Source organism: Mycobacterium lentiflavum (assembly GCF_022374895.2).
Taxonomy (GTDB): Bacteria; Actinomycetota; Actinomycetes; order Mycobacteriales; family Mycobacteriaceae; genus Mycobacterium; species Mycobacterium lentiflavum.
Genome location: NZ_CP092423.2, coordinates 4963685 through 4988646, shown reverse-complemented (window position 1 = coordinate 4988646; position 24962 = coordinate 4963685). Strand labels below are relative to the sequence as shown.

Genomic DNA, 24962 nt, shown 5'->3' with positions numbered 1-24962 from the left:
TCATGCGCCTTTGGCTGTGCCCACCACGAAGCTGACCGTCGTGGCGGTGCTGCCGCCGAAGTTCAACGTCCCGAAGGTCTTTGCGTCCTCGACCTGATAGTCACCGGCCCCGCCGCTGACTTGTTTGGCCGCGTCCAACAGCATTCGCACGCCGGAGGCGCCAACCGGGTGCCCGCCGCCGATCAGCCCGCCGCTGGGGTTGATCGGGAGCCGCCCGCCGATCTGGATCTCCCCGTTTTCGATGGCCTTCCATGCTTCGCCCGGTCCGGTCAGCCCGATGTGATCGATTGCCAGATACTCGCTCGGCGTGAAGCAGTCGTGCACCTCGAACCCGTCGATACCGTCGAGGGCCACCTGTGCGCGGTCCAACGCGTCGAGCACTGTCGCGCGCACGTGCGGGAGCACGTAGGGGTCCCCATTGTCTTGCCGGGCGGCCCGGTCGAGTTTCTGCTGCAGCCCCAGCCCGACGGTGCGATGCCCCCAGCCCTCGATGCGGCCGATGGGGCGTGCGTCGGGATGGTCGCGCAGATAGGCGTCGTTGACTAAGACCAATCCCGCACCGCCGTCCGTCATTTGGCTGCAGTCGTAGCGGCGCAGCCGGCCCTCGGTGACCGGGTTGGTCGTGTCGTCGGCGGTGATCGGGTCGGGGATGCTCCAGTCGCGGGTCTGAGCGTTGGGGTTGCGCCGCGCGTTGGCAAAGTTGAGCTGCGCGATGGCCCGCAGATGGTTGTCGTCCAAGCCGTAGCGCCGGTCGTACTCGTCGGCGACCTGTGCGAACATCGACGGCCACAGGTAGCGCGCGTCGGCGCCCTCGTGTCCGGTCCACGCGGCGGCGCCCAGATACACGGCGGCGATGTCGCCGGGCACGGGTTTCTCCAGCTCGATCCCGACCACGAGCGCGGTGTCGTAGGCGCCGGAGCGCAGGTCGGCGATCGCCGACAGCGCCGCGACGCTGCCGGATGCGCAGGCGGCCTCGTGCCGCGACGCCGGGGTGTCCCAGAGCCCGTCACACACCGTCGCCGGCATCGCGCCGAGGTGGCCCTGGCTGGCGAACATTTCGCCGAAGGCATTGGCGACGTGGACCACGCCGATGTCCGCGGCATCCATCTTGGCCGCGGTGAGGGTGCCGTCGACCACCTCCTCGGTCAACGCCGCGTAGTCGCGGTTCTCCTTCGTGAGGTTGCGAGCGAAATCGCTCTGGTAACCGCCGAGAATCCAGACACCGTCGTCCATAGCTGTACGCTACTACGACCAGCGTGACGCCCATGAATAATTTCGCTGTGCCGGGGCGCGCGGTGCCCGATCGGCGACACTATGACTGGCGGGACGGGTTGCACGACTTTGCGATTCAGCTGCAACCGCTTCAGATCGGCCGGGTTCAGGGCGGCGGCGGCTTCTGTATCACCACCACCGTGGGTTTGCGTTCCGCCGGTGCGGGGGCGTCGGTGTTCTTGCGGTTGCCGGTACCGCTGGCCGTTCCGCGTGCGGCCCAATTCGCCAGCGCCATCGCGCTGAGCAGGCTTGCCGCGTTGCCGTCGAATGACGTCGAGGCCGTGACGGGACTGACGCTGGGCAGTGCTTCTACGGCAAGCTGTATCTCCGGAGCGGCGGTGGTCCAGCCGTGCGGCACCGACAACGTGCCCACCATGCTCGCATGGCCGACGCCTGCGTACACGGGTCCGGTCATTTCCCCCGGGCCCACCGCCCGCAGCGCTTCCGTCGAATTCACCGTATTGCCCTGGGTCGGGCTCACGCCACCATCAGAATTGCCGTTGCCAGTGCCGTTGCAGCTGCCGGAAGACTGCCACGGTCGCGTGGTGTTGGTTATCGCCAAGGCGAGGCTGCCGGTGGCGGCGGCGGCAATGTAAAGGGCGACCGCATCCAAATCACCTATCGGGGTGGAGATTTGAAGGGCGGAGGCGGACAGTGGCGGGTTGACGTTCGGCGCGAGGCTCGTTAGCCCGGAGGTCAGCGCATTCGACGGCGTGGACACCGCGGATGAACCGCTTAGCACCGAACCTGGGAACATCTCCGCGACCGTCTCTGCTTGGGTGTCGGTCGCTTCGCCTGCCGCCCGAGCGACTGCCGCAGCTTGGGCCGCTTGTCCACCCGGCTCGGTGTTTGGCGCCGGCGGGGGAAACGGCGTCAACTCCGACGCGGCAGCCGACACCCCCGCATATCCGTACATCGCGGCCGCATCCTGTGCCCACATCTCCGCGTACTCGGCCTGAATGGCCTCGATCGCTGCGGTGTTCTGCCCCAGAATGTTCGTCGCGACCAGCAACGTCAACTGGCTGCGGTTCGCTGCGACGAGCGTCGGCGGCACCGTCATCGCAAACGCCGATTCAAACGCCGCCGCGGCTGTCCTGGCCTGTGCAGCCGTTTGCCGCGCGAGCGCCGCCGCAGCAGTCAGCCAGCTCACATATGGAGCGGCCGCGGCTGCCATCGCCGATGACGCGGGACCCACCCATGGCTCGACGGTCAGCGCTGAAATCACCTGCTGGTACGAAGTCGCGGCCGTACTCAGTTCGGCGGCCACATCATCCCACGCGGCCGCCGCGGCGAGCATCGAATCCGAGCCCGGACCTGCATACATTCGACCCGAATTGACGTCGGGCGGCAACACGCCGAAATCCACCGCAGCAGGCTCCTTAGCTGCCACGATCCGGCCCTTGCGCTCGATCAGCTGTCCGCCCGGCAAACCTTCAAGTGGCCTTATTTGTGATAGAGACTCCCGATCGTCCGCGAGGACACTCGGTAGCTGGAGGGTAATTGGTTGAGTGCGGGCGGGGCCGGGGTTTGGCGATCAACACCAGATGTTCAGAATTTGCCCCAGAAATGGCGGACCCGTCGGCTCTCGGGCTGAACCGACGGGACCTAGATGGGCGCGTAGGCCGGCCGACGCGCACACCCTGTTGGGGCATTACCATCCCCGGGCACGGGCAAACATGGCAAAAGGCTCGTCACGAGGTTCGTAGCGACGCCTCTGACCTGTGCGAACGGGGATTTCCCCTGCTCACCGCCGCATTATGCCCTAGACGCTCCCCCCGACAAGCTCGGTGGGTTCGGGTCCCTCCGGGGGCCGAGCAGACCGACCCGCCACACCCTGAGCGTCGGCGCGATCCACCTCGGCAAGGTCGATGCCCTTCGTCTCGCGGGCGGCGACGGCGGCCACCGCGCTCACCGCGGCGGCGCCCGCCAGATACCACGCGATGGGCACTGCCGAGTTGTAGATCTCGAGCAGTCGAACCGCAATGATCGGCGCGAGCGACCCGGCCACGATCGACGTGACCTGATATCCCAGTGAGACGCCCGAATACCGCATCCGGGTCGGGAACATCTCGGCCATGGCCGACGGCTGCACCGCGTACATCACCCCGTGGAACACCAGACCGATGACGACCGCGGACATGATGACCGCATTGTGGCCGCTGTTCATCATCGGGAAGGCGAAGAAGCCCCAGGTGGCGGTCGCAACAGCACCGACGAAATAGACTGGGCGCCTACCGAATCGATCGCTGAGATGCCCGAAAAAGGGAATGACCGCGAAATGCGCCGCGTGCGCGACCAACAGCCACCACAAGATGGTTTTGGTGTTCGCGTGCACATGCACCTTGAGATACGTGATGGAGAAGGTGACCACCAGGTAGTACATGATGTTTTCGCCCACCCGTAGTCCCATGGCGGTGAAAATGCCACGCGGGTAACGCTTTATCACCTCGAGGACGCCGGCGCGAGTCGATTTGGCGCGCTCCGCCTCTCGCTGGGCCTCCAGGAAGATCGGGGCGTCGGTGACCTTGGTGCGGATGTAGTAGCCGATCAGGACGACGACCGCGGATAACCAGAAGGCCACCCGCCAGCCCCAGCTGAGGAACTCCGCGTCCGACAGGGTCGAGGTGAGAACCAGCAGCACCGCGGTGGCCAGCATATTGCCGCCCGGCACCCCGGCCTGCGGCCAACTCGCCCAGAAGCCGCGGCTGGCGTTCGGGCTGTGCTCGGCGACAAGCAGAACCGCGCCGCCCCACTCGCCCCCGACGGCGAAACCCTGGACGAACCGCAGCGTCACCAACAGCGCCGGGGCCCAGTATCCGATCTGAGCGAAGGTAGGCAGGCAACCCATCAGGAAGGTGGAGGCACCGACCAGTACCAGGCTCAGCTGCAGCAGTTTCTTGCGTCCGTACCGATCCCCGAGTTGGCCGAAGACGATGCCGCCCAGGGGGCGCGCGGCAAACCCGACGGCGTAGGTCACGAACGCGGCCAGGATGGCATCGAGGTCGTTGCCGCCCTTGGCGAAGAAGACTTTGCCGAACACCAGGGTGGCCGCGGTGCCGTAGAGGAAGAACTCGTACCATTCGACGACGGTGCCGGCCATGGAGGCGGCGACCACTCGGTTGAGGTAAGCGCGTCCGGTTTCGAATCGTTTGGGCTGCAACCCGTTACCTGTACTCACCGCTCGCCCTCCTTGGCGGACTGCCCACCCGCGATGACGGGCTTGCTGCGCATGGGAGCGTACCTGGGCTGCCCTGGCAACGCAGGTTGTCCATGGCAATTTGTTCCGCGCCTCAGGATTGTCTGACTTCGCAGCGGTTGCGGTGTGCCGTTGCGCAGTTGCCCGCGGGATGAGAACGGGCCCCTAGCAAATCCACCTTGGAATGGCTTGAAACCAGGGTTTCGACACGGTCACGGATGCATACCTATTAGCTGATCACTGGTCACACAAGCCCCTTAAATCACTATCGTCACATGAGCCAACTGCGTACGTCAATGTGGCGTCTCGCTCCTGGAAAGGTATGACTTTGTCGGGGATTCTTCGGACCATGTCGCTAGCGTTGGTGCCGGTGGCCGCTATCGCTTACATCGTCGCGGCAGGCCCCGCGCCGTCAGCAAACGCCACACCATGCGGTGCGCCCGACGCGAACGTCGAGCCTCCCGCTCAGGCGCCGATACCCGCGCCCCAGCCGGTCGTCCAGCCGCCGACCGGGCGACGGCCCTCGCACACGAATGACCAGGCGCCGCTGCCCAAGTTGGGCCCGCTGATCTCCTCGTTCCTCAAGCCGACCACCGGCGGCGGCCAGCGATACTCGGCCCCGATGGTTCCGCAGGCGGGCGTGGTGCCGCCGCCGGCGCCGAACCCGCCGGTGCCCGGGCTCCCGCAGTCACCGAATGCGGCGCCGTTACGGCCGAATGCGGCACCCCCGGCTCCGCCCGCCGCTGCACCACAGCCGGCACCCGACGCGGCAGCGCCGCCGGCTCAGATCGCCGGAGCGCCGACGTCACTGGTCGACTGGGTGACCGGGCCCAACGGCCCGAACAAGACCTTGCAACGTTTCGGCATTTCCGGGACGGACCTCGGGATCATCTGGGACAACGGCGATCCTGCCAACCGCCAGGCCTTGATGGCCTTCGGTGACACCTTCGGCTATTGCAAGGTTCGCGGACAGCAATGGCGGTACAACGTGCTGTTCCGCAGTAACGACCATGATCTGTCGCAGGGAATCCACATCTCCGACGGTGTGCCCAACAACAACTACTCCGGCTCGCCGGTCTGGACCAACGGGCTTTCCAAGCAGGTCGTCAACACCATCCACAAGGCGAGCCACGAAACGGGCATCATTCCGACGTCGGCCATGTCGCTGGGCCGCACGCAATACATGAGCTACATGTCGATCCGGCAGTGGGGCCGCGACGGCGAATGGTCGACGAACTATTCGGCCATCGCCAGATCCAACGACAACGGCCAGAACTGGGGGATCTTCCCCGGTTCGATCCGCACGTCTTCGCCTGACACCGTGCCCGGCGCCGGGTACACCCCCGGCAACGAGAACTTTCAGATGGGCGCGTTCATGAAGGGCCAGGACGGCTATATCTACAACTTCGGAACGCCGTCTGGACGAGGTGGTGCGGCATACCTGTCGCGTGTTCCCCCGGCGCAGCTGCCGGACCTGAGCAAGTACCAATACTGGAACGGCGACAACGGCGGGCACTGGGTTGCCGCCAATCCTGGTGCGGCAACACCACTTTGGCCCGGGCCGGTGGGTGAGATGTCAGCCCAGTACAACAGTTACCTGAAGCAGTACCTGGTGCTGTACACCAACGGCGGCAGTAACGACGTCGTGGCGCGGACCGCGCCGACGCCGACGGGACCGTGGAGCGCGGAGCAGCCGCTCGTGTCGTCGTTCCAGATGCCCGGTGGCATCTACGCGCCGATGATCCACCCCTGGTCGTCGGGTCGGGACCTGTACTTCAACCTGTCGCTGTGGTCCGCGTACGACGTGATGTTGATGCACACGGTGCTGCCGTAGACCACAGCCGTCAAGACGGGGCGATGATGCGGTGTTCGTAGGCGAAGACGATCGCGGCGGCGCGGTCGCGCAACCCGAGCTTGGTGAAGATGCGACCGATGTGGGTCTTGACCGTAAGGCCCGAGATGAATAGCTCGTCGGCGATCTCAGCGTTAGTGTGCCCCTTGGCAATCAATGTGAGCACATCGCGCTCGCGAGGAGTGAGCTCGTCGATCGAGACGGCCGGAACGGCCGATGGTGCAGCCGTGGCGCGATAGGTGGTCAGTACCCGTGCGGTGACGGCTGGGTCGAGGTAACTGTGGCCGTTGCCGACGGCCCGAACGGCGCGGATGAGTTCCTCGGCCGGCGACTCCTTGAGCACGAAACCTGCTGCCCCGGCGCGCAATACGCCGGATAGTAGTTCGTCGTCATTGAACGTGGTCAGTGCGAGCACCGGTGGCCCGCCGGATTCGGTCAGCCGCCGGGTCGCCTCGATCCCGTCGACGCGTTTCATGCGCAGATCCATCACCACGACATCGGGTCGATGGCACGCCACGGCCTCGGGAACCTCGTCGCCGTCCGAACACTCGCCGACCACGACGATGCCGTGCTTGGCACGCAGGATCAACGACAGGCCTGAGCGGACCAACTCCTGATCATCGACGATCAGGGCATTCACCAGAGATTTGTCGTCGTTCACGAAGCCGGTATCCGCGTCGGCGGGTCGGATGCGTGGGCGCTCGACGGCACGCTGGCATGCACCGACCACCCGCCTCGGCTGGGGCCGAAATTGATTGTGCCGCCCAGTAGCTCGATGCGCTGCGTCATCCCATGCAATCCGCGCCCTGGCTCGACGGGCCGCTCGGCGGTTGCGGCGGGCAGCTCGTTGACGACGTTCAGCGTCGCCGCGGTGCGCGATACTGTGAGAGTGATCCTTGTCGCCGCGTCGGGCGCATGTTTGGCGACGTTGGCCAGCGACTCCTGAGCGATCCGGTACAACGCCAGTCCCGCGGCCGCCGAGATGTCGTCGAGAGATCCGTTGACACCCAAGCTGACATTCAGCCCGGCGCGGCTGAAATCCTCTACCAGGGTGGGGATATCGGTGACGGCCGGTTCCGGGGTGAGTCCCATGGTTTCGGCATCGAGTAATCCGACGGTGCGCCGGATGTCTGCCATCGCCTGTCGCCCCAGGTGTTCGGCGCGCTGCAGGGCGCGAACGGAGTCCTCGTCGACGCCGTCGTGCTCGAGCGCGTGGCGTGCTCCCGTCAAGTGCAGCAGCGTGACGCTGAGCGAATGTGCGATGACATCGTGCACTTCCCGCGCGATGCGCCGGCGTTCGTCGGCCGCGGCGTGCTGAGCCAGCTGGTCCTGCATGTGGCCCTGTTTGATAAGGAGGTCTTGCTGGGTGCGCATCAGATAGCCGACGAGCCAACCGATTGCGACGAATGCCAGATACAGCGCCGGGGTGTTCAGCCGGTGCATGGCCGCGGCGCACCCTAGCAGGGCGGCCGCGGAAGCAGCGGCCAGCGCGCCGCCGCGTGCCGAGGTGATGGCGCTGACCATGCCGACGGTCAGGGTCAGCATCAGCGGGGCGAAATCGCCGGTAATCGCCGTGGGGGTGGCGAACAGCAGGATCGCGGTCCCCACCATGAACGCCGCCCAAAGCGTGGGGCCCTCGTGCCTGTTGACGATGCCGCTGAGATCGAAAGAGAAGAACACGATCTCGGGGCTGAACGCGATCACCATCGCGATCACCACGATCGGCCACTCGGAAGCGGGACGCTGCAGGGCTGCGATACTGCCCACCACAACCATCATCGCGTCGAAACCGGCGACGACGGTCATGCTGAAGCCGGAGGGCAGCAACTGCTCTTTCCTGCGCGCCCAGGTTTGTACGCGGCGCTTCAGCGCGTCCGGCATGGCCTGATCGTAAAGGGCGCGAGGGTCGTTGGCATCACCCCGGGGCAGGCATCCATGTCCTACCCCGGTAGTACATCCCAGCCTGTCACAGTCGGTACATCTCGCGAGACATCGCCGCGTCCTCGATGAAAGCTTCGCGGCGCGGGTGATGGTAGCGCTGCTGGGGTTGCCCGCCCGGCGCTCGGGTCCGAAATGCACTGCGGACAGCCTCGCGGGCTCCTACCATCAAGTCCGCGAGTAGCCGACCAATACTGTTGCGCGGCAACGGGAAAGACCCGACGCCAGCCTGTGCTGAATTCGCGGGGAGAACCACCCCGGCAAACCAGCCGGTCACCGATGCGCGTTCGACGGATGCCGGACGCCGCCACACAGCGCCGATGTCAGCCATCGGATCGCTCTTCGTGTTGTGTCATGCATCGACGCTACGAATTTCGGTCATTCACACGCATCGTGCTCAGGTGCGATCTTGATCTGCGACCGCAGTAGGAGCCCGCGGCCGGCCGCCTGCGACTGCCGTATCACCCGATCCGAAGTCCCAGGTCTGGCAGAGGGAGGGCAGTTGGGTTAAATATGTGGTGGGGGATCGGATAAGTTGCCTCGCTGCATTGCCGGCAGCCGCTCGAGGGGAGGCGTATTCGGTGCAGACCAACACGCGCTCCGCACGGATCGTCGCTACCAGGATCCAACCACCAACCTACTTCGGCAAGCTCGTCGCCCGCGACCGCTTGATCGATCTGCTGCGGGCCAACCGCAATAAGCGCTTGGCCTTGATCCACGCACCGGCCGGATTCGGCAAGACCACCCTGGCGATGCAATGGCAGCGCGAATTGCGTGCCGAAGGCGTTCCAACGGCATGGATCAGTCTCGACCGCGACGACAACGACGTCTTTTCCTTCCTGCGCAGCCTCATCGAGGCGGCCCGTCGCGTCGAGCCCACGGTGGGCGCCGAATTGGCGGATCTTCTCGAACAGCAGTCGCGTGACGCGCAGCGTTACGTGCTGACCGAGCTGGTCAACCAGGTCGCGGAATACCGTCTGCCCGTGGCGATTGTGCTCGACGACTGGCATTTGATCGACAACCCCGAGACGATCGCGGCACTGGAATTCCTGCTCGACGTCGGCCCGGACAACCTGCACCTGATCGTGACCAGCCGAACCCGCACACCGGCGATCGGCAAGCTCAAGGTGCGCGACCAGGTCAGCGAAATCGACGCGACGCAGTTGCGCTTCGACCCACGCGAATCCGCGGCTTTCCTACTCGACCTCAACGCGCTGGAGCTCGAGGGCGACGACGTGCTGCGACTGTGGTCCAGCACCGACGGCTGGATCGCCGCACTGCAACTGGCCACCCTGTCGCTGCGCAACACCAAGGACGCCGCGGCGCTGATCAGCGGCTTCTCCGGCCGCCACCACTCGATCGGCGACTACCTGGCCGAGAATGTGCTGGACGCTCTGCCCGGCGAGCTGCTCGACTTTCTGCTGACCACCTCGATCTGCGATCGACTCTGCGGCGGCCTCGCGGCAGCCGTCAGCGGGCAGCCTCGCGGACAGGCCATCCTCGAAGAGCTGGAACGCCGCGACATGTTCTTGATGCAACTCGACGACAACCGCGAGTGGTTTCGCTACCACCACCTCTTCGGCGGATACCTGCGCCAGCGTCTGGAACGCGATCATGCCGACCGGATCGTGAACCTGCACCGGACCGCGTCGGCCTGGTTCTCCGAGCAGGGACTGCTCAGCGAGGCGGTTACGCACGCGCTGGCCGCGGGCGACGAGACCGAGGCCGTCGATCTGGTGGAACAGCAGGCCATGTACCTCGTCGAGCACAGCCGGATGGCCAGCCTGCTCGGGCTGGTGAACAGGCTGCCGAAGGACCTGGTGCCGACCAGGCCGACGCTGCAAATCGCGATCGCGTGGGCGAATTGTCTGCTGCAGCGGGCCGAGGACGCGCAGATCGCACTGGATCACGTGCGCGCCGCCCTGGATGGGGCAACCGATGCGGCAGCCGCCGGACTCCTTGCCGAGGCCGACGTCGTGCAGGCGTGTACCGACGTCTACCGCGACCGCATCGATCGCGCTGCCGCTCTGGTCGCGCCCTGCATCGTGGACAAGCCGGCCTGCCGGCCGTTCCTGGTGGCGGTCTCGTCGAACATCTGCACGTTCGTCGACATCCATACCTTCGCCTACGACAGGGCGCTCTCGCGTCAACAGTGGGCCAACCCATTTCACGAAATGGCCAGCGGCCCGTTTGCCGGCGTGTACGGACGATGCTTCGCCGGGCTGGCGGCGTTCGCCCAGCTCGATCTGGACACCGCCGAACAGCGCTATGTCGAGGCCCGTGATTTGGCGCGGAGCATGGCCGGCGAGCATTCACACGCCGCGCGGCTGGCGGGCGCATTGGTAGGTCGACTGTGCTACGAACGCGGCGAAATCGACTCGGCTGAAACGCTTTTGGAGGAATGTCACGAACTCGGGGCGGAAAGCGGTGTCCCCGACTTCATGATCGCGACCTATAACACCCTGGCGCGCATCAAGGTGCTGCGTGGCGACATTGACGACGCTTTTTCCTTGCTCGACGAGGGATGTCAAGCGGCACAATTGCTCTCGCTGCCGCGGTTATCCGCCGCCCTCGACTGCGCGCGCTTAAGCCTGCACGTGGCAGCGGGCGACATCGACCGCGCGCAGGACGTCCTCGACCGCCAGGACACCGAAATGCCGTCGGGCGCCAACAGCATCGCCATGGCCGTGCGTCACTACCGGCTGGTGATGCAGGCGCAGATTCTCAGTGCACGCGGCAATCACGACGCAGCGATCGATCTGTTGGCCACGATCCGGCAGAACAATCGCGATGCGGGCGCGCGCTACGCCGAGGTGGCCAGCACCGTAGCGCTTTCCAGGGCACTGGCTCTGGCCGGTGATGCGTGCGCCGCTACCGAAGAGCTGGTGCCCGCACTGATCGCCGGTGCGGACGCGGGTCTACTTCGTACGGTCGTCGACGCCGGGCCCGAGTTGCTGAATGTCATTGTCGGCCTTCGGGAAGCCAGCCGGACCGGTCGACGGGACGCCGAACTGCCGGAGGTGCCGGCCGAATACCTGTCATTGCTGCTGACCACCGCGCACTCCGACGCCCCGAAGGCGGCGATCCGGATGATCGGCCTGCCCGGGGAACGCAACTCCTTGCCCGAGGAAGGGCTCAGCGGCCGGGAAGTGGAAATTCTGCGTCTGCTGGAACGCGGCATGACAAACAAGCAGATCGCCCGCAACCTCGGTGTCACGATCAACACCGTCAAGTGGTACCTCAAGGGTCTCTACGTCAAGCTCGGTGTCGCGCGGCGTGGCGAATCAATCGCGGAGGCGCGTCGACGCCAAATCCTGCCGTGATCGGATCACTCGAGCCGGTCGAGCAGGCTTCGCGCTGCCGCCGTGACGCGGGCCCGGTCGAAGGTGATCGACATCTCGTACCGGCGATCTTCATCTGAGTCCGGTCCGCATCCGGGGAAGGTGCGTTCGCGTGCGATCAGCGCCGCCGCAGTGTCGGGCCCGAGCACCAGGACGGCGGACTCTTGCGTCAACGGATCGTCTGGATCGAGCCGCACCTGCCGGACCCGCGGTCCCAGCTCCTCGGGCAGATGCTGGCCGAAAACCGCTACCAGGGGCGATCTTTCGGCGACTATCGAGAGGTTTTGTTGGGACATCTGGTGAATGTCGTCGGTGTCTTTCAGCGTGAAGAGAATCATCGGCGGGGTTTCGGCGGTGACGGCTATCCGGCCGATGTGTCGGGCGAGTTCGGTGACGGTGTCCTTGCGGACGATCCGCGTCGTCGGAACGTCTTCTGCCAGGCCATGTTTCGCCGAGTCGACTTTTGTCGGTGCAGGCTGCATCTTTCGCGCCGGCCACGAGAACGCCTGTGGCTTGTGCGGAAGCTCTCCAGGACCGCCGAACCGCATACCCTGACCGAGCGTGGCGCCATAGGCCAATGCCTGTTCCAGATGGTCCTCGGTTTCGATACCTTCGGCGCAAATCACGGCACCGGTCCGTTCGTGGTGCGCGGTGATGGCCGCAACGGTGCGGGCCTGCATCCGATCCGGTTGGTGCTGTATCAAACCCATGTCGAGTTTCAGGATTTCGGGCGTCAGCACGTCGAGCAACACCAGCGAATCGGGGTGTGAGCCGATGTCATCGAGCGCGATCGCGAATCCCAGCGAACGCAGCGCCGTGACCTTGCGCAGCAGTGCCCGCGGATTGATCAACAATCCCCGCTCGGTGACTTCGAACGTGAGGCGGAAGCGCGAAGCGGCGTGCCTAACGTCGTCGTCCTGCGCCAGGTCGACGTGCGACGTGGCGGGTTCGCAATTGATCAACAGCAGCATTCCGGGAGTCGACGTACTCAACAATGCGCCCCGGACCGCGGCACGAATGCAGGCGCCGTCCAGCGTATTCAAACGGCCGGTCTGTTGGGCGCGGGCGAACACATCGATGGGCGATGGATTATCCAGCTTCGGCCAGCGCGCTAACGCTTCATAGCCAACGACTGTTTCGCTCGGCAGCGTCACGACCTGCTGATATGCCGAGACCAGTCCTGTACCCGTAACCGCCTCGTCGAGGGTGTCGGTCGTCATCGGGCCAGGGGTTATCACAGGGCTACCTGCGCGAACGTCCAGCGGTCATGAATTCAACGCTAACTCCGAACGCCGTGTTTCATCGCATCACTACCCATTTTTCCCATTCTGGCCACCCCAACGGGTGGTAAGCCTCGTACCTCCTCGTAGGGTGGACCGCGACGCGGTCCCCGGTTTACTTGCCAGCGCACGCACCGGCTACTCCGCTAGGTGGCCCCACCCGAGTGATGAATGCGGTTTTCCGAAATGCGGCAACAATGTCTTAGGTATTTAATTCTTCACGTGGCAATTCCGGTGCACGACGTTGCATCACCCGATTGGGACGAGCAGGTCGATGGTGAAGCAATCTGATCACTATGACCTGCTCAGCGCCTATTTGAAGAATCGCGATCTGCAGAAGGTTTGGCAAAGATCAAATTTCCTTGCCATCGCCGCACAAAGCGCGCTGCCGACCCTCATGCTATGGAGCCCGACCGGACCCACCCAGCCGCTTTTGCGGGCGATTTCGGTCGCGATATCGGTGCTGGGGGTGGTCGGCGCGACCCTGTGGTTGTTCCATTGGCCCACCCGACGTCAATCGATCCTGTTCGCGTTTTCGGCAATGACGGCCATTGCCGTCGCATCCTTGTGCTTATCCAACCCCTACACCGGGCTGATGGGATGCACGGTTTTCGCCATGCTCGGTGGCTTCATCGCGTACTTCCACTCGCTTCGTCTAGTGCTCACCAACTTCGTGCTGGCCGTGATTTGCGCGGCGATCTTGGCACATCGATTCATCACCGCCGACGGCGACGTAGCCCTGATCAGCGCCGGGCTGATTACCGTTGCGGTGCTCAATGTCGGTGTGCCCTTTGGCATTCTGTCGCTGATGCATACGCTGCGTAACGACCTGCGCAGCGCCGACCGCGATTCACTCACCGGCTTGCACAACCGGCGCTCCTTCTACAACGCGGTGTCGGAGCTGATGGCATTGCAGGGCCGGCCGCCGGGCACCTATCTGGTGACGGTGGTCATCGACTTGGACAACTTCAAGCAGATCAACGACACCCAGGGGCATGCGGTCGGCGACCAGGCATTGGTTGCGGTCGGCTCGGCGCTCGAACAGAACTGCCGGCCCGCGGCGGTGATTGCTCGCGTCGGAGGCGAGGAATTCGTCGTTGTCGACACCGCCGCCACACCGCAGCACGCCACCATGACCGAACAGCTCCGCCAAGCGGTCGCCGACCTTCCGTTCTCGATCACCGCCAGCATCGGGACTGCCGCGATCCCGCTTGCTGAGCTTCCGGCGATTGCCGACATGCAAGTGATCGACGACTTGATCGGCAGCGCCGACGCCGCGATGTACGAGGCCAAACGCGCCGGGGGCAATCAGGTCCGTCACTGCCCGGACTTGATGCGCGCCGCCCAGTAGTGAAGACCGACTTTGCCTGCGAGCTTCTTTCGCACCGACCAGCCCAACGAGTGGCCGACACCGGTCGAGGCGAGGTCGGGATTGCTCGCGTACCGCGCGACGTGTTCGCGCACCGCCTGCTCGACTGAACCGAGGGTGTCAGGAGCTCCGCCACGACCGGTCATGCACGCGAACAACAGGTCGTCGATCGTGGCGGAGAAACGCGAGAACTCGTAGTCGTCGAGGGTGTCGTACTGCATGCTCACGGTCGAGATCATCGCGCTGACCACTGAGCCGAGCCCGCGCCGGAAATCCCTCACGACGGGGCCTTGCGGCAAGTTGAGGTGCCGGCGGGATCGTCGAGGGCGCAGCGAGTGTCGCCGCGCTCAGCTCGAATCGCCTCCTCCCACACTCGTGGCCGACCGAACGACCATCGACTATGCCCGTCCAGGAGTCCTGGCCTACTGCACAGTGCGCGATCCAGCGCACTGTGTGCGCAGTCCGCATGGTTTGGATGTACCTAGTAGCCAGACCTTTCCGGTGGGCAAATATTTCGCGTTCCCGGCGTCAACCCCAATCGCGGGGAGTCAGCCGCTCGAGGGACCGCAGGAAGATCCTTCGCTCGTCGGCGCTGAGTTCGCCGAGCCAGCGTTCTTCGCCCCGCTGGATTTCGCTCTGCACGGCGTCCTTGACGCGCCGACCGGCTTCGGTGATGGCGAGCAGTCGCACTCTGCGATCGTCCGGGTCGGGCCGTCGTTCGATGTAGCCGTCGTCCTGCAGGTCGTCGAGGGTGCGGATGATCCGGGTCTTATCGGCGCCGATCGCCGCGGCCAGCGCGGCCTGGGAACGCATCGACGACCGGTCCAGCGCCAGGAGCACGACGTAACCCCACATCGTCATGCCGTGCGCTGCAAGGACCGGCTCCTCGGCCGCGATCAGCTCGCGCAGCAGCGGCGCCAGCATCGCGGCCAGGTCAGGGCGCCGGTCCGGCGAGGTCTCAGCCACCGCGCCATGATAGGCATTGCACTATCGTAAGCGGATGCATATCGTGTATTCATGCTTACTAATTCACCTGATATCCGGCCATTGCATCGCATCGCGGTGTTGCACTCCATCGACATCGTCAACGCCGTCACTCGTGCCGACTTCGCCAAACCGACGCCCTGTAGAGATTGGACACTGCTGAACCTCCTCGCCCATATGACCGTCCAACATCGGGGATTCGCCGCGGCGGCGCGAGGTGCGGGCGCAGATCTCGAGAACTGGAATGCGGATGCCGTCATCGACGCGGTGAGGGCCGATCATGCGCGCGTCTACGCCGATGCCGCACTCGACGTGGTCGACGCATTCGCTGCAGATGGGACGCGCGAGGCGCTTTTCGGGCTGCCCGAGTTCGGCGAGGGCGCTGCGGTTCCCGGCGCGATGGCGATGGGCTTTCATTTTGTGGACTATGTCGTCCACGGCTGGGACGTCGCCGCATCGCTGGGCCTGCACTACGAGCTACCCACCGACGTCATTGCCGCGGCGCTGCCCCTGGTGCTGGCTGTGCCCGACGGCGAATTCCGCGCCGGGCAGGGAGCGCCGTTCGGGCCCGCACTCGAGGCACCGGACGGCGACGATTTCGACCGCATTCTGCGCCATCTCGGCCGTCGACCGGACTGGGCGCAGGGGCACCCGGCGGTCGCCGGTGCGTGATCCGGCCAGGGTGAATATTCCGGTGCTGGAAGAGATTTAGTTTGACGCCATCGCAAAGATGACGGATGGCCAAGGCGTCCAGTCGATTTGGCGAAGCGGTTTCGGGTTGTCCGGTGCGATTTAGGGGCGAGGAGTATCGGCGCGTATTGCAATGGTGTCCGCACGCTAGTGTTCTTTGGTTGGCCTCAGGGTTCAATCGAATAGAACAGGTGGGGAAACTGATGACGGCAGCAGACTCGTCGACGCTCGATTCGCGGGTCGGCCATTACTACGCGATGGAAGACGTCTATCAGGTCGGCCGCGAGAAGCTGCGCGAATTCGCGCGTGCCGTGCAGGACTATCACCCTGCGCACTGGGATGTCGCCGCTGCCGCGGAGTTGGGATATTCGGACGTGGTGGCGCCGCTGACGTTCACCTCGGCCCCGGCGATGGCGGCAAACCGACACCTCTTCGAATCGGTGGTCATTGGTTACGAGATGTACCTGCAGACCGAAGAGGTGTTCGAGCAGCACCGGCCGATCGTGGCCGGCGACGAACTGCACATTGACGTCGAATTGTCATCGGTGCGCAGGTTCGCCGGCAGAGACCTGATCACCGTGACCAACACCTTCACCGACTCGGCCGGCGAGCGGGTGCACACCCTGCACACCACGGTCGTCGGCGTCACCGCCGAGGATGTCGATCCGGCGATCAGGGGGACCGCTCAGAAAGTGATGATGCACGACGTCAACCTCGCCGGAATCGAATATTCCGATGCGGGCTACCACAAGACGGTGCGCCCGGCGGACGAGGTTCGGATCTCCGAGGGAGGCGCGGCCCGCACCCCGGGGACGCCGTCCTTTGATGACGTGAAAGTCGGTGACGAGCTACCGGTGCACCACGCCCGACTGTCCCGCGGCGACCTGGTGAACTACGCCGGGGTGGCCTGCGACGCCAACCCGCTGCATTGGGACGAGAACCTCGCCAAAATGGCGGGACAGCCCGACGTGATTGCCCATGGAATGCTCACGATTGGTTTGGGTGCCGCGTTTGCCTCGACCTGGACCGGCGATCCCGGCGCGGTGACCCGCTACGCGGTGCGGCTGTCCCAGCCCGTGATCGTGTCGGCCGCCGAGGGTGCGGATATCGAGTACAGCGGCCGGATCAAGTCGTTGGATCCCGAAACCCGCAGTGGGGTCGTCATTGTCGGCGCGAAGTCGCGCGGCCGGAAGATCTTCGGTCTGGGCACGGTGCACGTCCGCTTCCGCTGACGTTGGTTCCGCGAATTGCGTCCAGGGAAGTGGCCGCGCCGGCACCATCGATGTGGCCATTCCTGACCAGTGTGGTGGCCACCTGCTACCTGCTGGGAGTGTCCACCCGGCGCATGGAGCGGTTGGTCGAATCCCTCGGTGTGACAAGGCTGTCCAAGTCCCAAGTCTCGGAGATGGCCAAAGAGCTCGACGAGGCAGTGGAGGCGTTTCGCGCCCGGCCACTCGATGCCGGCCCGTACACGTTCGTCGCGGCTGATGCGCTGGTGCTCAAGGTCCGCGAGGCGGGCCGCGTCGTCGGGGTGCACACCCTGATCGCCACCGGCGTCAACGCCGAGGGCTACCGAGAAATCCTGGGCGTGGCCGTGTCGTCAGCGGAGGACGGCGCGGGCTGGCTGGCGTTCTTCCGGCGCCGTGTTAGCCGAACAACACGATGAATGGATCGAAGGCCGACGCTACCCCGGACTCGACGTCCTGACCCGATCCCGCGCCGCACTAACCACTACCGGCGAACAGGAGCCCACCACACCAGCACTCACCGCCTAGACTGCACCCCGAAAGGGTCACGCGATCGAGCGACCAGTGACGCCGCTCCGGACGGAAGGCGCGGGCATGGACGCTGTGCAGGCGAACGTCGAGCTGATCAAGGCTTGGCTAGACGCCCACAATCGCCAGGACATGACGGCGCTCGACTACATGTCCGATGATGTCGAGATTTTCGAAACCCCAACCGGTGTCGTCTGGCGCGGCCACGGTGACATGGAAGACCTCGCCCGGCTGGCCTATTCCCGAAAAAGTCACAAGCGGCTGACACACATCTTCGCCACCGACAGGGAGGCGTGCGTCGAATATGTGACCATCGTTTCGCTCGCCGGCGAAGTGACTGCCTCCGAAAAGAGGCAAGGACTGCACGGCATCGACGTTTCAAACGCCAAGCCCACCGTCGGCACCTTCGAGCTACCTGTCTGCTTTGTGTGCGAGATCGAGGACGGCAAGATTCGTCGGGCACGCGAGTACTGGGACGCCGCCGCCATGGCGCGGCAACTTGGCCTGGACGGCCGCGACCGCGAATAGGTCAGCGGCGGCCATTCAAGGCAGGCAGGATAGAGACTCGTCGCGACTCGTCATCGCGGCCACGGCGAGGGGAGCGCGGTCGTCGCGATACCAGTAACCACCTCACCGTCTAAACTGCATCCCGAAGGGTCACGCGATCGAGCGAACTCTTACACCACGGCTGTGGGCTTGGTTCTACCGCGAATCACTCGGCCGGGTGACGTGAACGAATTTCTTTATGCCCCAGTGTGTTTGAGGGTCAGCACGGGACCGGGTGATTGGTCTGGTTGTGTGTCGGTGAAGGTCTTGGTTCGAAGGGTTCATACCACCACCAGTGGGCGCGTTCGCCGGTGGGCCCGGGGCATGGCGGGACCGCGGGCGGGGGTTGGGTTGGTGGGCGCGCCAGCGATCCCGGGCTGAGCGGTCGGCCGGTGTGGTCGGTGACGATGAGAGCGTCCGCGGAGCCGGTGATGGTGATCACGCCTCGATGGTGCAACCGATGGTGATACGGGCACACCAACACCAGGTTGACCAACTCGGTGGGGCCGCCGTCTTCCCAGTGCCGGATGTGATGGGCGTGCAGACCACGCGTGGCGCCACAGCCAGGAACCGCGCACGTGGGATGGCGATACTCGAGCGCGCGGCGCAGCCGCCGGTTGACCAGCCGGGTTGCGCGCCCGGCACCGATGACCTCGCCGTGGCGTTCGAACCACACTTCACAGCTGGCATCACAGCTCAGGTAGCGGCGCTCGGCGTCGGACAGCAGCGGACCCAAATGCAGCGCCGCAACACGCTGCTCCACATCGACGTGCACCACCACAGTGGTGTGCTGCCCATGCGGGCGGCGGGCCGCCTCGGCGTCCCACCCCGTCTCGACCAGGCGCATCAACGCCTCGACAGTGCCCGGCACCGGCGGCCGCAGATCTGACGCGCCGTCACCCTTGCCGTGCGCAAGCTTCCACTCGGCGATCAGCGCATCGCGATGAGACGCCAAGGCGGCGTCGAACTTTGCGGCGTCGTGGTGCGGCAGTTTGATCCGCCAACACGTGAACTCCTCGTCGCAGGTTTTGGTAATCGAAGGTTGAGGTTGCGGCTGAGGCTCGGGTCGCGGTTCCAGCTTGACCGCGGTGCGCAACTGGCTGACCGTCGCGACCTCTGCCAGCGCCGCGTAGTGCTCATCAGCTCCCGCCCCGGCCCGCGCCGCGATCACACCGACCTGATCGGCCGACAGTCGCCCCTCCCGCATACCCTGAGCGCAGCGGGGAAACTCCGCCAGCCGGCCCGCGATCGTGGCGATCGTGTGGGCATTTGCCGACGAGCAACCGAGCTTCCAGGCCACCAACGCCGCCACCGACCGCGCGCCCGTCACGCCACACAGCTCGTCGCGATCGACCTCGGCCACGATCTCCACGATGCGCCCATCAATCGCATTACGCTGACCCGTCAACTCCGCCAACTCCTCGAACAACACCTCCAGCCGCTCGCCAGGACTCACCGCCACAGTGCCGGCGGATATGGTCGAAGACATAACGACATCATCACATCGGGGTACGACAACTTTCGGCGTCGATCCGTGCCCCAGAACGTCGTACCCGCGCCCCACCTCGGGCATCCAGGGAGTGTCAAGGATCAACCGAAGTAACTGTCAACCATCAGCCGAAACACTGTCAGGCATCACCCGAGGTCATACACCCCACGCTGTGCCCCCGGCAGGATTCGAACCTGCGACACCGGCTTTAGGAGAGCCGTGCTCTATCCCCTGAGCTACGAGGGCGGACGGGCCTGAGCTTACCGTGACGGCAGGCTTGGGCCCGTTGGCCGCGACGGGCGTCAGCGCAGCTCGGCGATCACCTTCGAGAAGTTGGCGATGTTGTTGTCCTGCACGGTGAAGGAGGACACTCCGTACTTCTCCCGGTAGCCGCGCAGCGTGTCGGCGATCTCGGCGGGCGAACCGCTGAGCACCGACGGCTGGGACAGGATCTCCGCATCGGAGAGCTCCGGTGCGTAGGCGCGGGTGAGCTTGAGGTCGGGCTCGGTCTCGCCGTCGCGTGGCATCGCCGTGATCGCCAGATTGAGTTCGAGGGAGTCGAACCGATCGCCGGCGGCCTTGCGGACGAAGTCAATTCGTTCGGCGAACGGGTCCTCGACGTCGTTGACCTTCGAGCCGGTCAGTCCGATGATGTCGGCGTTGCGGGCCGCGATCCGCAGCACGCGGTCCCCGTTGCCGGCGATGATCAGCGGTGTCGAGGGGTGGTGCTCCTTCAAGTACTTCGTCATGTGCTCGAGGTAGTCGACCCGCGCACCGGCGCTGGGGTAGGGGATCTCCGCGGCTTCGAACTCTTCCCGGACGTAGCCGGTGCCAAGCCCGATCTCGAGCCGGCCGTCGCTGAGTAAGTCCAGGCCTTGCATGTCCCGGCTGAGCAGCGCCGGCTTGTAGAACGCGGAGTTGAGCACATACATGCTCAGCCGCAGTGTGGTGGTGACCATCGCGACCGCGGTCAGGGTGGGAAAGGGCGCAGCGGCACCCAAATGGTCAGGCACACAAAGAATGTCGAACCCGCAGTCCTCAGCGCGTTTGGCCTTCTCGAGGAGCGCCTCGCGCGACTTGTAGAACCGCATGCTCATGCCAAATCGAAAATCCTTGGCCACCAACAACCTCCGTTACTAGGAATAATTACCAGGAGCGAGCCGCGGCCGCCAAGCCCCGCACCAGGGCCGAGGTGACCGACGACAGGCCATCAGATCCCGGCAGCGGGCTGCGCGGACTGAGACCCCTGACGCGAACGGACAATTCGAGTTGTGTTCCGCCTTCGCGCACCCGGTTTACCGGGTTGTCAGGATGTAACCCCCGTAGTTCGAGCGGGATATCGTCGAGGTCGGTGACGACCTGATAACCGCTGAGCTGAATGTGTCTGGCGAGGTGCGCGGCCAGCACGCGATTGCGGCCACCGGCCAGCAGTTGGGTGCTGCGCCCGATGCGGCCGTATCCGTGCAACGACACCGCAACGTCGACATGCTCGAGAAACTCGGCAAGCCTGGGGGATTCGGCGGGATCGAACCGTGCCGAGGGCAAGTGGTGCGGGTAGCGGTCGGGATGGCGCACCAGGTATACCGACGCGCCGGCGGCCTCGGCCGCGCGCTCGGCAATGACGTCGGTCATCTCTTCCAGGCCGCCGCCGTGGATGGCCAGGAAGCCGAACCGGGACCGCAGCGCACTGGCCTCGATCACCCCCGGCTGCATCAGCAGCTCCGAAAGTGACTGGGGCCCAGGCCCAGACGCCGATCTCTTGGATGCCGGGCGCGGCCAGTGCGTGGGATCCCAACGCCGTAGGTAGTCGATCCAGCGTTGCGGAAGTCCGTGATGGACTGCGCCGTCGATGATCCTCGGCAGGTAGCCGGGGCGGGGCGGTCCCGGGGTCACCCGGTGATCGATGTAGACCCAGGCCGGTGCCGGGCCGTCGCCGGTGTGCACGGTCAACTCGTCGCGCCGATAACGCACCGGAACGCCCTCGGCGCTGTCCAGTGTGGCCAGGTCATGGTCGCAGAGTTGCCAGAGCACGCCGTGCACCTGATTGCCGGCGAAGGGTTCGATGGTCGCCACACCGCGCTGATTGATCAGCCAATCGTGATCGGGCAGCACCGCCGGCCGCGGATCAGTGGCGTCGGGACAGCGCCGGGCCATTTGCCTTACGCACAGGTTGGAGCCATATGCGAAGTAAAAATGCCGGCGCGCCCGCATTCAGCGGCTCACCGTCACACAAACTGGCACCAGGTGAGCCTATGTGCTTCGTATAGCTATGTAAAACAAGCTCCGAAGGTGGGTCGGCCGGCCCTAGGGGCAGTACGTCGATACCGCGAGGTTCACCATGGCGGTGGTGTCGCCGAAGTTGATACCGCGCGGGCCCAGGGTGTTGTGGATGTCGTCGGCAATCTGTTGTGACGACCAGCCGTTCCACCGGTCGGCGCAAATGTGGTGCGCCATAAAGAGGATGTCGGCGTCCTCATTCGGCGGCCAGGTGAATCCCAGGGTGCGCATTTGGGCGAGGAAGTTGGTGTCGGCGGTGTCGGCGGCCGCGACCGTAGCGGTCGTGACCAGGGCGGCGCCAACGATGAGCGGCGCGGAAAGTCTGGCCAGCCAGCGAGGTGACGGCATTTGACGCGTTTCCTTCCGTATTCACGTTTAGGCCGCGTAAGTGTGCGAGCCCAAAGCGGCGCGACTATGAAGAATAGAGAAACGTCGGACAAACCACACGGAACGGCTGGACGGTGCGCGTTCGGTTGTCAGTGCCCTCTCAGGGTGAGGTAGATCAGCACCACGTTCAACAGGGTCACCAGTATTGCGACCGCCCAGCCAATGGCCGTCGTGATCGGGTGGTTGGTGTCGTCGCCCATCAGCTTGCGATTGCTGGTCAGTCTCACCAGCGGCAGCACCGCGAACGGAATTCCGAACGACAGCACGACTTGTGAGATCACCAGTGAGCGCGTCGGGTCGAGGCCGATGGCCAGCAGCGCCACGGCCGGGCACAACGTGACCAAGCGGCGCACCATCATCGGTATCGACCGATGCAGCAGACCCTGCATGATCATCGCGCCGGCATAGGCGCCCACCGACGACGACGCCAACCCGGACGCGAGCAGCCCGACCGCGAACAGCACCGCGATCACCGGGCCCAGCGTGTGGTGGATCGCGCCGTAGGCGCCGTCGATGGACGCGACGTCGTCGTGGCCCTGCAGGTTGATCGCGGCGACCAGCAGCATGGCCGCGTTCACCGTCCCGGCGACGGCCATCGCCAGCACCACGTCGACGCGGGTCACCCGTAGCAGCCAGCGTCGCTCCGGTCCGGACGCGGGATGCCCATGCCGATCCAGGACCAGACCTGAGTGCATGTATACCGCGTGCGGCATCACGGTGGCCCCCAGGATGGCGGCGGCCAGCAGCACGCTTTCGGCGCCGTGGAAGCGCGGCACCAATCCACCGAGCACCGCGTCGGACGGGGGCGTGGCGACGAAGAAACTGGCCGCGAAGCCGACCGCGATGATCAGCAGCAGGCCCGTGATGACGCGCTCGAAAATGATCTGGCCCCGGCGGTCTTTGATCGAGAGCAGCAGCAACGAAATCACCCCGGTGATGACCCCACCGAGCGGCAGCGGCAGACCGAACAGGATCCGCAGGGCGATCGCCCCACCGATGACTTCGGCGACATCGGTTGCTATCGCCACGATTTCAGCCTGCGCCCAGAAGGTAATCCGCAGCGAGCGGCTCATCTCCTTGCCGATCGCTGCGGGCAACGAGCGCCCGGTCACCAGCCCGAGCTTGGCCGAAAGGTACTGCACCAAGCCGGCCATCACGTTGGCGGCGACGATGACCCACAGCAGCAGGTAGCCGAACTGCGCACCGGAGCTGACGTTGGCCGCGACGTTTCCCGGATCGACATAGGCGATCGCCGCGACGAATGCCGGCCCCAGCAGATACCAGCTTGTTTTCAACGAGGCCCTGGTGCCCTGCGCCAACTGATCGACCTTCGATGCGTATTACCGAATAAAAAAGTGAGGGTATCCGATAAACGCGCGCCCGCGAACCGCGCCCCGCCGGCTCAGGGTGGCCCCCTACCGTGCCCGCAGCCGCGGCCGTCCAGCGGATCGCCGTTTCGTGCCGTGCATTCGATCAGCCGGGCAGGTAGAGCCCCTTGCCCGTGACCAGCGGCAGGTCGAGGGTCGTCACGATTCCCGGCGCGGCGGCCACCACCGCCGGGATCGCGTTGACCACCCGCATCGCGGTGGCCACCAGTCCGGCGTGGTTGTGGTCGCCGTTCGGGCTGCCCAGGCAGATGTCGACGGCGTACGAGGGTTCGCCGGTGATCTCGATGCGATACGAACCGCCCTCCTGGGCGGGCTGCGGCCACTCGGGCTGCAGGTCGGGGCGCAGCCGGGTGACGTGTTCCAGGACCACAGCGGGCTTGCCGTCGACCATGCCGAACACCTCGAAGCGCAGCGCGGCGGCGGTGCCCTTGGCGATATGCCCCGACGCGACGTCGAAATCCTCGGGCGCTGGAATCCGGACGTACTCCTGAGTGACGGCGTCGAGCGTGATGCCCAGGCCCGCCGCGATCTGCCGGATCACCGACCCCCACGCCAAGCTCAGCACGCCGGGCTGCAGCAGCATCGGGAGGTCGTCCATCGGCTTACCGAATCCCATGACGTCGAACATCACCGCGGCGCTGTCGTAGGTCGCGTAGTCGACGATCTCCATGCATCGGATCTGCTGGATGCTCTGACAGGTGCCGGCCAGCGCCAGCGGTATCAGGTCGTTGGCGAAGCCGGGGTCGATGCCGTTGACGAACAGGCTCGAATTACCTTCGCGGGCAGCATCTTCCAGCGGCTTGATGAGATCCTCCGGAATCACCTCCCACGGGTACTGCAAAAAGACCGGGCCGCTGCCGACGACGTTGATACCGGCCGCCAGGACGCGCCGGTAGTCCTCGAGCGCCTCGGGCAGTCGGTTGTCGGCCAGTGCGTTGTACACCGCGCACTGTGGCCCGGTGGCAAGCACGGCGTCGAGGTCGGTGCTGGCCAGCACGCCGGTCGAATCCGGAAGTCCGGCAAGCTCTGCCGCGTCCTTGCCGGCCTTGGCGTCGGACGAGACCCAGACGCCGCGCAGTTCGAATTCGGGGTTGGTGATGAGCGCTCGCAGTGCGTGGATACCGACATTGCCGGTGCCCAACTGGACGACGGGGATGGGCATTACTGTCTCCTTTAGC

Annotated in this window: 20 protein-coding genes, 1 tRNA gene and 1 pseudogene; 7 read left to right on the top strand and 15 right to left on the bottom strand. The window is 65.2% G+C overall.

The features are described 5' to 3' along the window. The 3 genes from MJO58_RS23115 to MJO58_RS23105 form a co-directional block, all read right to left on the bottom strand. Complete coding sequence (locus MJO58_RS23115) at window positions 1-1233, bottom strand: acetyl-CoA acetyltransferase (protein WP_239721112.1); 1233 nt, start codon at window positions 1231-1233, stop codon at window positions 1-3. Between the two features lie 145 nt (window positions 1234-1378). Continuing rightward, the gene (locus MJO58_RS23110; protein WP_239723417.1) at window positions 1379-2638 is read right to left on the bottom strand and encodes a PPE family protein; all 1260 of its coding nucleotides are present in this window, start codon (window positions 2636-2638) and stop codon (window positions 1379-1381) included. Window positions 2639-3034: 396 nt separating this feature from the next. Continuing rightward, a complete protein-coding gene (locus MJO58_RS23105) occupies window positions 3035-4450 on the bottom strand; it encodes an MFS transporter (RefSeq protein ID WP_276327225.1) in 1416 nt (471 codons plus the stop codon). A 367-nt stretch (window positions 4451-4817) separates the two neighbouring features. Here MJO58_RS23105 and MJO58_RS23100 point away from each other — a divergent pair, with 367 nt between their 5' ends. Continuing rightward, a complete protein-coding gene (locus tag MJO58_RS23100) occupies window positions 4818-6302 on the top strand; it encodes a glycoside hydrolase family 183 protein (RefSeq protein ID WP_420845378.1) in 1485 nt (494 codons plus the stop codon). Window positions 6303-6312: 10 nt separating this feature from the next. Here MJO58_RS23100 and MJO58_RS23095 read toward each other — a convergent pair whose 3' ends face one another. Next, window positions 6313-6981 carry a response regulator gene (locus MJO58_RS23095; RefSeq protein ID WP_090609584.1) on the bottom strand — a complete coding sequence of 223 codons (669 nt, stop codon included), beginning with the start codon at window positions 6979-6981 and terminating at the stop codon, window positions 6313-6315. Beyond that, window positions 6978-8201 (bottom strand): sensor histidine kinase, encoded by a 1224-nt coding sequence (locus MJO58_RS23090; RefSeq protein ID WP_239721110.1) that lies wholly within the window; start codon window positions 8199-8201, stop codon window positions 6978-6980. The genes MJO58_RS23095 and MJO58_RS23090 overlap by 4 nt, the downstream gene beginning before the upstream one ends. A gap of 638 nt (window positions 8202-8839) precedes the next feature. Between MJO58_RS23090 and MJO58_RS23085 the strand changes: the two genes are divergently transcribed. Continuing rightward, entirely contained in the window at window positions 8840-11581 is a 2742-nt protein-coding gene (locus tag MJO58_RS23085) for a winged helix-turn-helix domain-containing protein (RefSeq protein WP_239721109.1), read from the top strand. A gap of 5 nt (window positions 11582-11586) precedes the next feature. Here the strand turns inward: MJO58_RS23085 and MJO58_RS23080 are convergent, their stop codons facing one another. Beyond that, complete coding sequence (locus MJO58_RS23080; protein ID WP_239721108.1) at window positions 11587-12819, bottom strand: EAL domain-containing protein; 1233 nt, start codon at window positions 12817-12819, stop codon at window positions 11587-11589. 334 nt (window positions 12820-13153) lie between these two features. Here MJO58_RS23080 and MJO58_RS23075 point away from each other — a divergent pair, with 334 nt between their 5' ends. Then, window positions 13154-14230 (top strand): GGDEF domain-containing protein, encoded by a 1077-nt coding sequence (locus MJO58_RS23075; protein WP_239721107.1) that lies wholly within the window; start codon window positions 13154-13156, stop codon window positions 14228-14230. On the opposite strand, the gene MJO58_RS23070 is transcribed toward MJO58_RS23075, so the two are convergent. Both MJO58_RS23070 and MJO58_RS23065 read right to left on the bottom strand, forming a co-directional pair. Beyond that, window positions 14197-14529, bottom strand: a complete 333-nt coding sequence (locus MJO58_RS23070; protein ID WP_239721106.1) for a hypothetical protein — start codon at window positions 14527-14529, stop codon at window positions 14197-14199. The genes MJO58_RS23075 and MJO58_RS23070 overlap by 34 nt on opposite strands. A 247-nt stretch (window positions 14530-14776) precedes the next feature. Further along, window positions 14777-15172 carry a MarR family winged helix-turn-helix transcriptional regulator gene (locus tag MJO58_RS23065; protein ID WP_239723416.1) on the bottom strand — a complete coding sequence of 132 codons (396 nt, stop codon included), beginning with the start codon at window positions 15170-15172 and terminating at the stop codon, window positions 14777-14779. Window positions 15173-15265: 93 nt separating this feature from the next. Between MJO58_RS23065 and MJO58_RS23060 the strand changes: the two genes are divergently transcribed. From MJO58_RS23060 to MJO58_RS23045, 4 genes and pseudogenes are all read left to right on the top strand, one after another. Then, the gene (locus MJO58_RS23060; protein ID WP_239721105.1) at window positions 15266-15904 is read left to right on the top strand and encodes a TIGR03086 family metal-binding protein; all 639 of its coding nucleotides are present in this window, start codon (window positions 15266-15268) and stop codon (window positions 15902-15904) included. A 221-nt stretch (window positions 15905-16125) separates the two neighbouring features. Continuing rightward, a complete protein-coding gene (locus MJO58_RS23055; RefSeq protein WP_239721104.1) occupies window positions 16126-17154 on the top strand; it encodes a fused (3R)-hydroxyacyl-ACP dehydratase subunits HadA/HadB in 1029 nt (342 codons plus the stop codon). Between the two features lie 62 nt (window positions 17155-17216). Next, window positions 17217-17576: pseudogene (locus tag MJO58_RS23050) on the top strand (transposase); the annotation flags it as partial. Between the two features lie 187 nt (window positions 17577-17763). Further along, window positions 17764-18225 carry a nuclear transport factor 2 family protein gene (locus MJO58_RS23045; protein WP_239721103.1) on the top strand — a complete coding sequence of 154 codons (462 nt, stop codon included), beginning with the start codon at window positions 17764-17766 and terminating at the stop codon, window positions 18223-18225. A gap of 238 nt (window positions 18226-18463) precedes the next feature. Here MJO58_RS23045 and MJO58_RS23040 read toward each other — a convergent pair whose 3' ends face one another. The 7 genes from MJO58_RS23040 to MJO58_RS23010 form a co-directional block, all read right to left on the bottom strand. Further along, window positions 18464-19732: an HNH endonuclease signature motif containing protein gene (locus MJO58_RS23040; RefSeq protein ID WP_239721102.1), complete on the bottom strand. Its 1269-nt coding sequence runs from the start codon at window positions 19730-19732 to the stop codon at window positions 18464-18466. Between the two features lie 173 nt (window positions 19733-19905). Beyond that, window positions 19906-19978: transfer RNA gene (locus tag MJO58_RS23035), tRNA-Arg, on the bottom strand. Window positions 19979-20034: 56 nt separating this feature from the next. Further along, a complete protein-coding gene (locus MJO58_RS23030; protein ID WP_090606221.1) occupies window positions 20035-20859 on the bottom strand; it encodes an LLM class F420-dependent oxidoreductase in 825 nt (274 codons plus the stop codon). A 19-nt stretch (window positions 20860-20878) separates the two neighbouring features. Further along, the gene (locus tag MJO58_RS23025) at window positions 20879-21943 is read right to left on the bottom strand and encodes a poly-gamma-glutamate hydrolase family protein (protein WP_090606218.1); all 1065 of its coding nucleotides are present in this window, start codon (window positions 21941-21943) and stop codon (window positions 20879-20881) included. A 93-nt stretch (window positions 21944-22036) separates the two neighbouring features. Further along, window positions 22037-22357: a DUF732 domain-containing protein gene (locus MJO58_RS23020; protein WP_090606215.1), complete on the bottom strand. Its 321-nt coding sequence runs from the start codon at window positions 22355-22357 to the stop codon at window positions 22037-22039. A 128-nt stretch (window positions 22358-22485) separates the two neighbouring features. Beyond that, window positions 22486-23715: an Nramp family divalent metal transporter gene (locus MJO58_RS23015; RefSeq protein ID WP_090606212.1), complete on the bottom strand. Its 1230-nt coding sequence runs from the start codon at window positions 23713-23715 to the stop codon at window positions 22486-22488. A 154-nt stretch (window positions 23716-23869) separates the two neighbouring features. Next, entirely contained in the window at window positions 23870-24946 is a 1077-nt protein-coding gene (locus MJO58_RS23010) for an NAD(P)H-dependent amine dehydrogenase family protein (RefSeq protein WP_239721101.1), read from the bottom strand. Window positions 24947-24962: the final 16 nt, after the last annotated feature.

What these genes read in the sequence shown, in the direction of transcription:
- MJO58_RS23115 (WP_239721112.1), bottom strand. Translation starts at nt 1,233, where the DNA reads ATGGACGACGGTGTCTGGATTCTCGGCGGTTACCAGAGCGATTTCGCT.
- MJO58_RS23100 (WP_420845378.1), top strand. Translation starts at nt 4,818, where the DNA reads ATGTCGCTAGCGTTGGTGCCGGTGGCCGCTATCGCTTACATCGTCGCG.
- MJO58_RS23090 (WP_239721110.1), bottom strand. Translation starts at nt 8,201, where the DNA reads ATGCCGGACGCGCTGAAGCGCCGCGTACAAACCTGGGCGCGCAGGAAA.
- MJO58_RS23080 (WP_239721108.1), bottom strand. Translation starts at nt 12,819, where the DNA reads ATGACGACCGACACCCTCGACGAGGCGGTTACGGGTACAGGACTGGTC.
- MJO58_RS23075 (WP_239721107.1), top strand. Translation starts at nt 13,154, where the DNA reads ATGGTGAAGCAATCTGATCACTATGACCTGCTCAGCGCCTATTTGAAG.
- MJO58_RS23065 (WP_239723416.1), bottom strand. Translation starts at nt 15,172, where the DNA reads ATGCTGGCGCCGCTGCTGCGCGAGCTGATCGCGGCCGAGGAGCCGGTC.
- MJO58_RS23060 (WP_239721105.1), top strand. Translation starts at nt 15,266, where the DNA reads ATGCTTACTAATTCACCTGATATCCGGCCATTGCATCGCATCGCGGTG.
- MJO58_RS23055 (WP_239721104.1), top strand. Translation starts at nt 16,126, where the DNA reads ATGACGGCAGCAGACTCGTCGACGCTCGATTCGCGGGTCGGCCATTAC.
- MJO58_RS23045 (WP_239721103.1), top strand. Translation starts at nt 17,764, where the DNA reads ATGGACGCTGTGCAGGCGAACGTCGAGCTGATCAAGGCTTGGCTAGAC.
- MJO58_RS23040 (WP_239721102.1), bottom strand. Translation starts at nt 19,732, where the DNA reads ATGTCTTCGACCATATCCGCCGGCACTGTGGCGGTGAGTCCTGGCGAG.
- MJO58_RS23025 (WP_090606218.1), bottom strand. Translation starts at nt 21,943, where the DNA reads ATGCGGGCGCGCCGGCATTTTTACTTCGCATATGGCTCCAACCTGTGC.
- MJO58_RS23020 (WP_090606215.1), bottom strand. Translation starts at nt 22,357, where the DNA reads ATGCCGTCACCTCGCTGGCTGGCCAGACTTTCCGCGCCGCTCATCGTT.
- MJO58_RS23010 (WP_239721101.1), bottom strand. Translation starts at nt 24,946, where the DNA reads ATGCCCATCCCCGTCGTCCAGTTGGGCACCGGCAATGTCGGTATCCAC.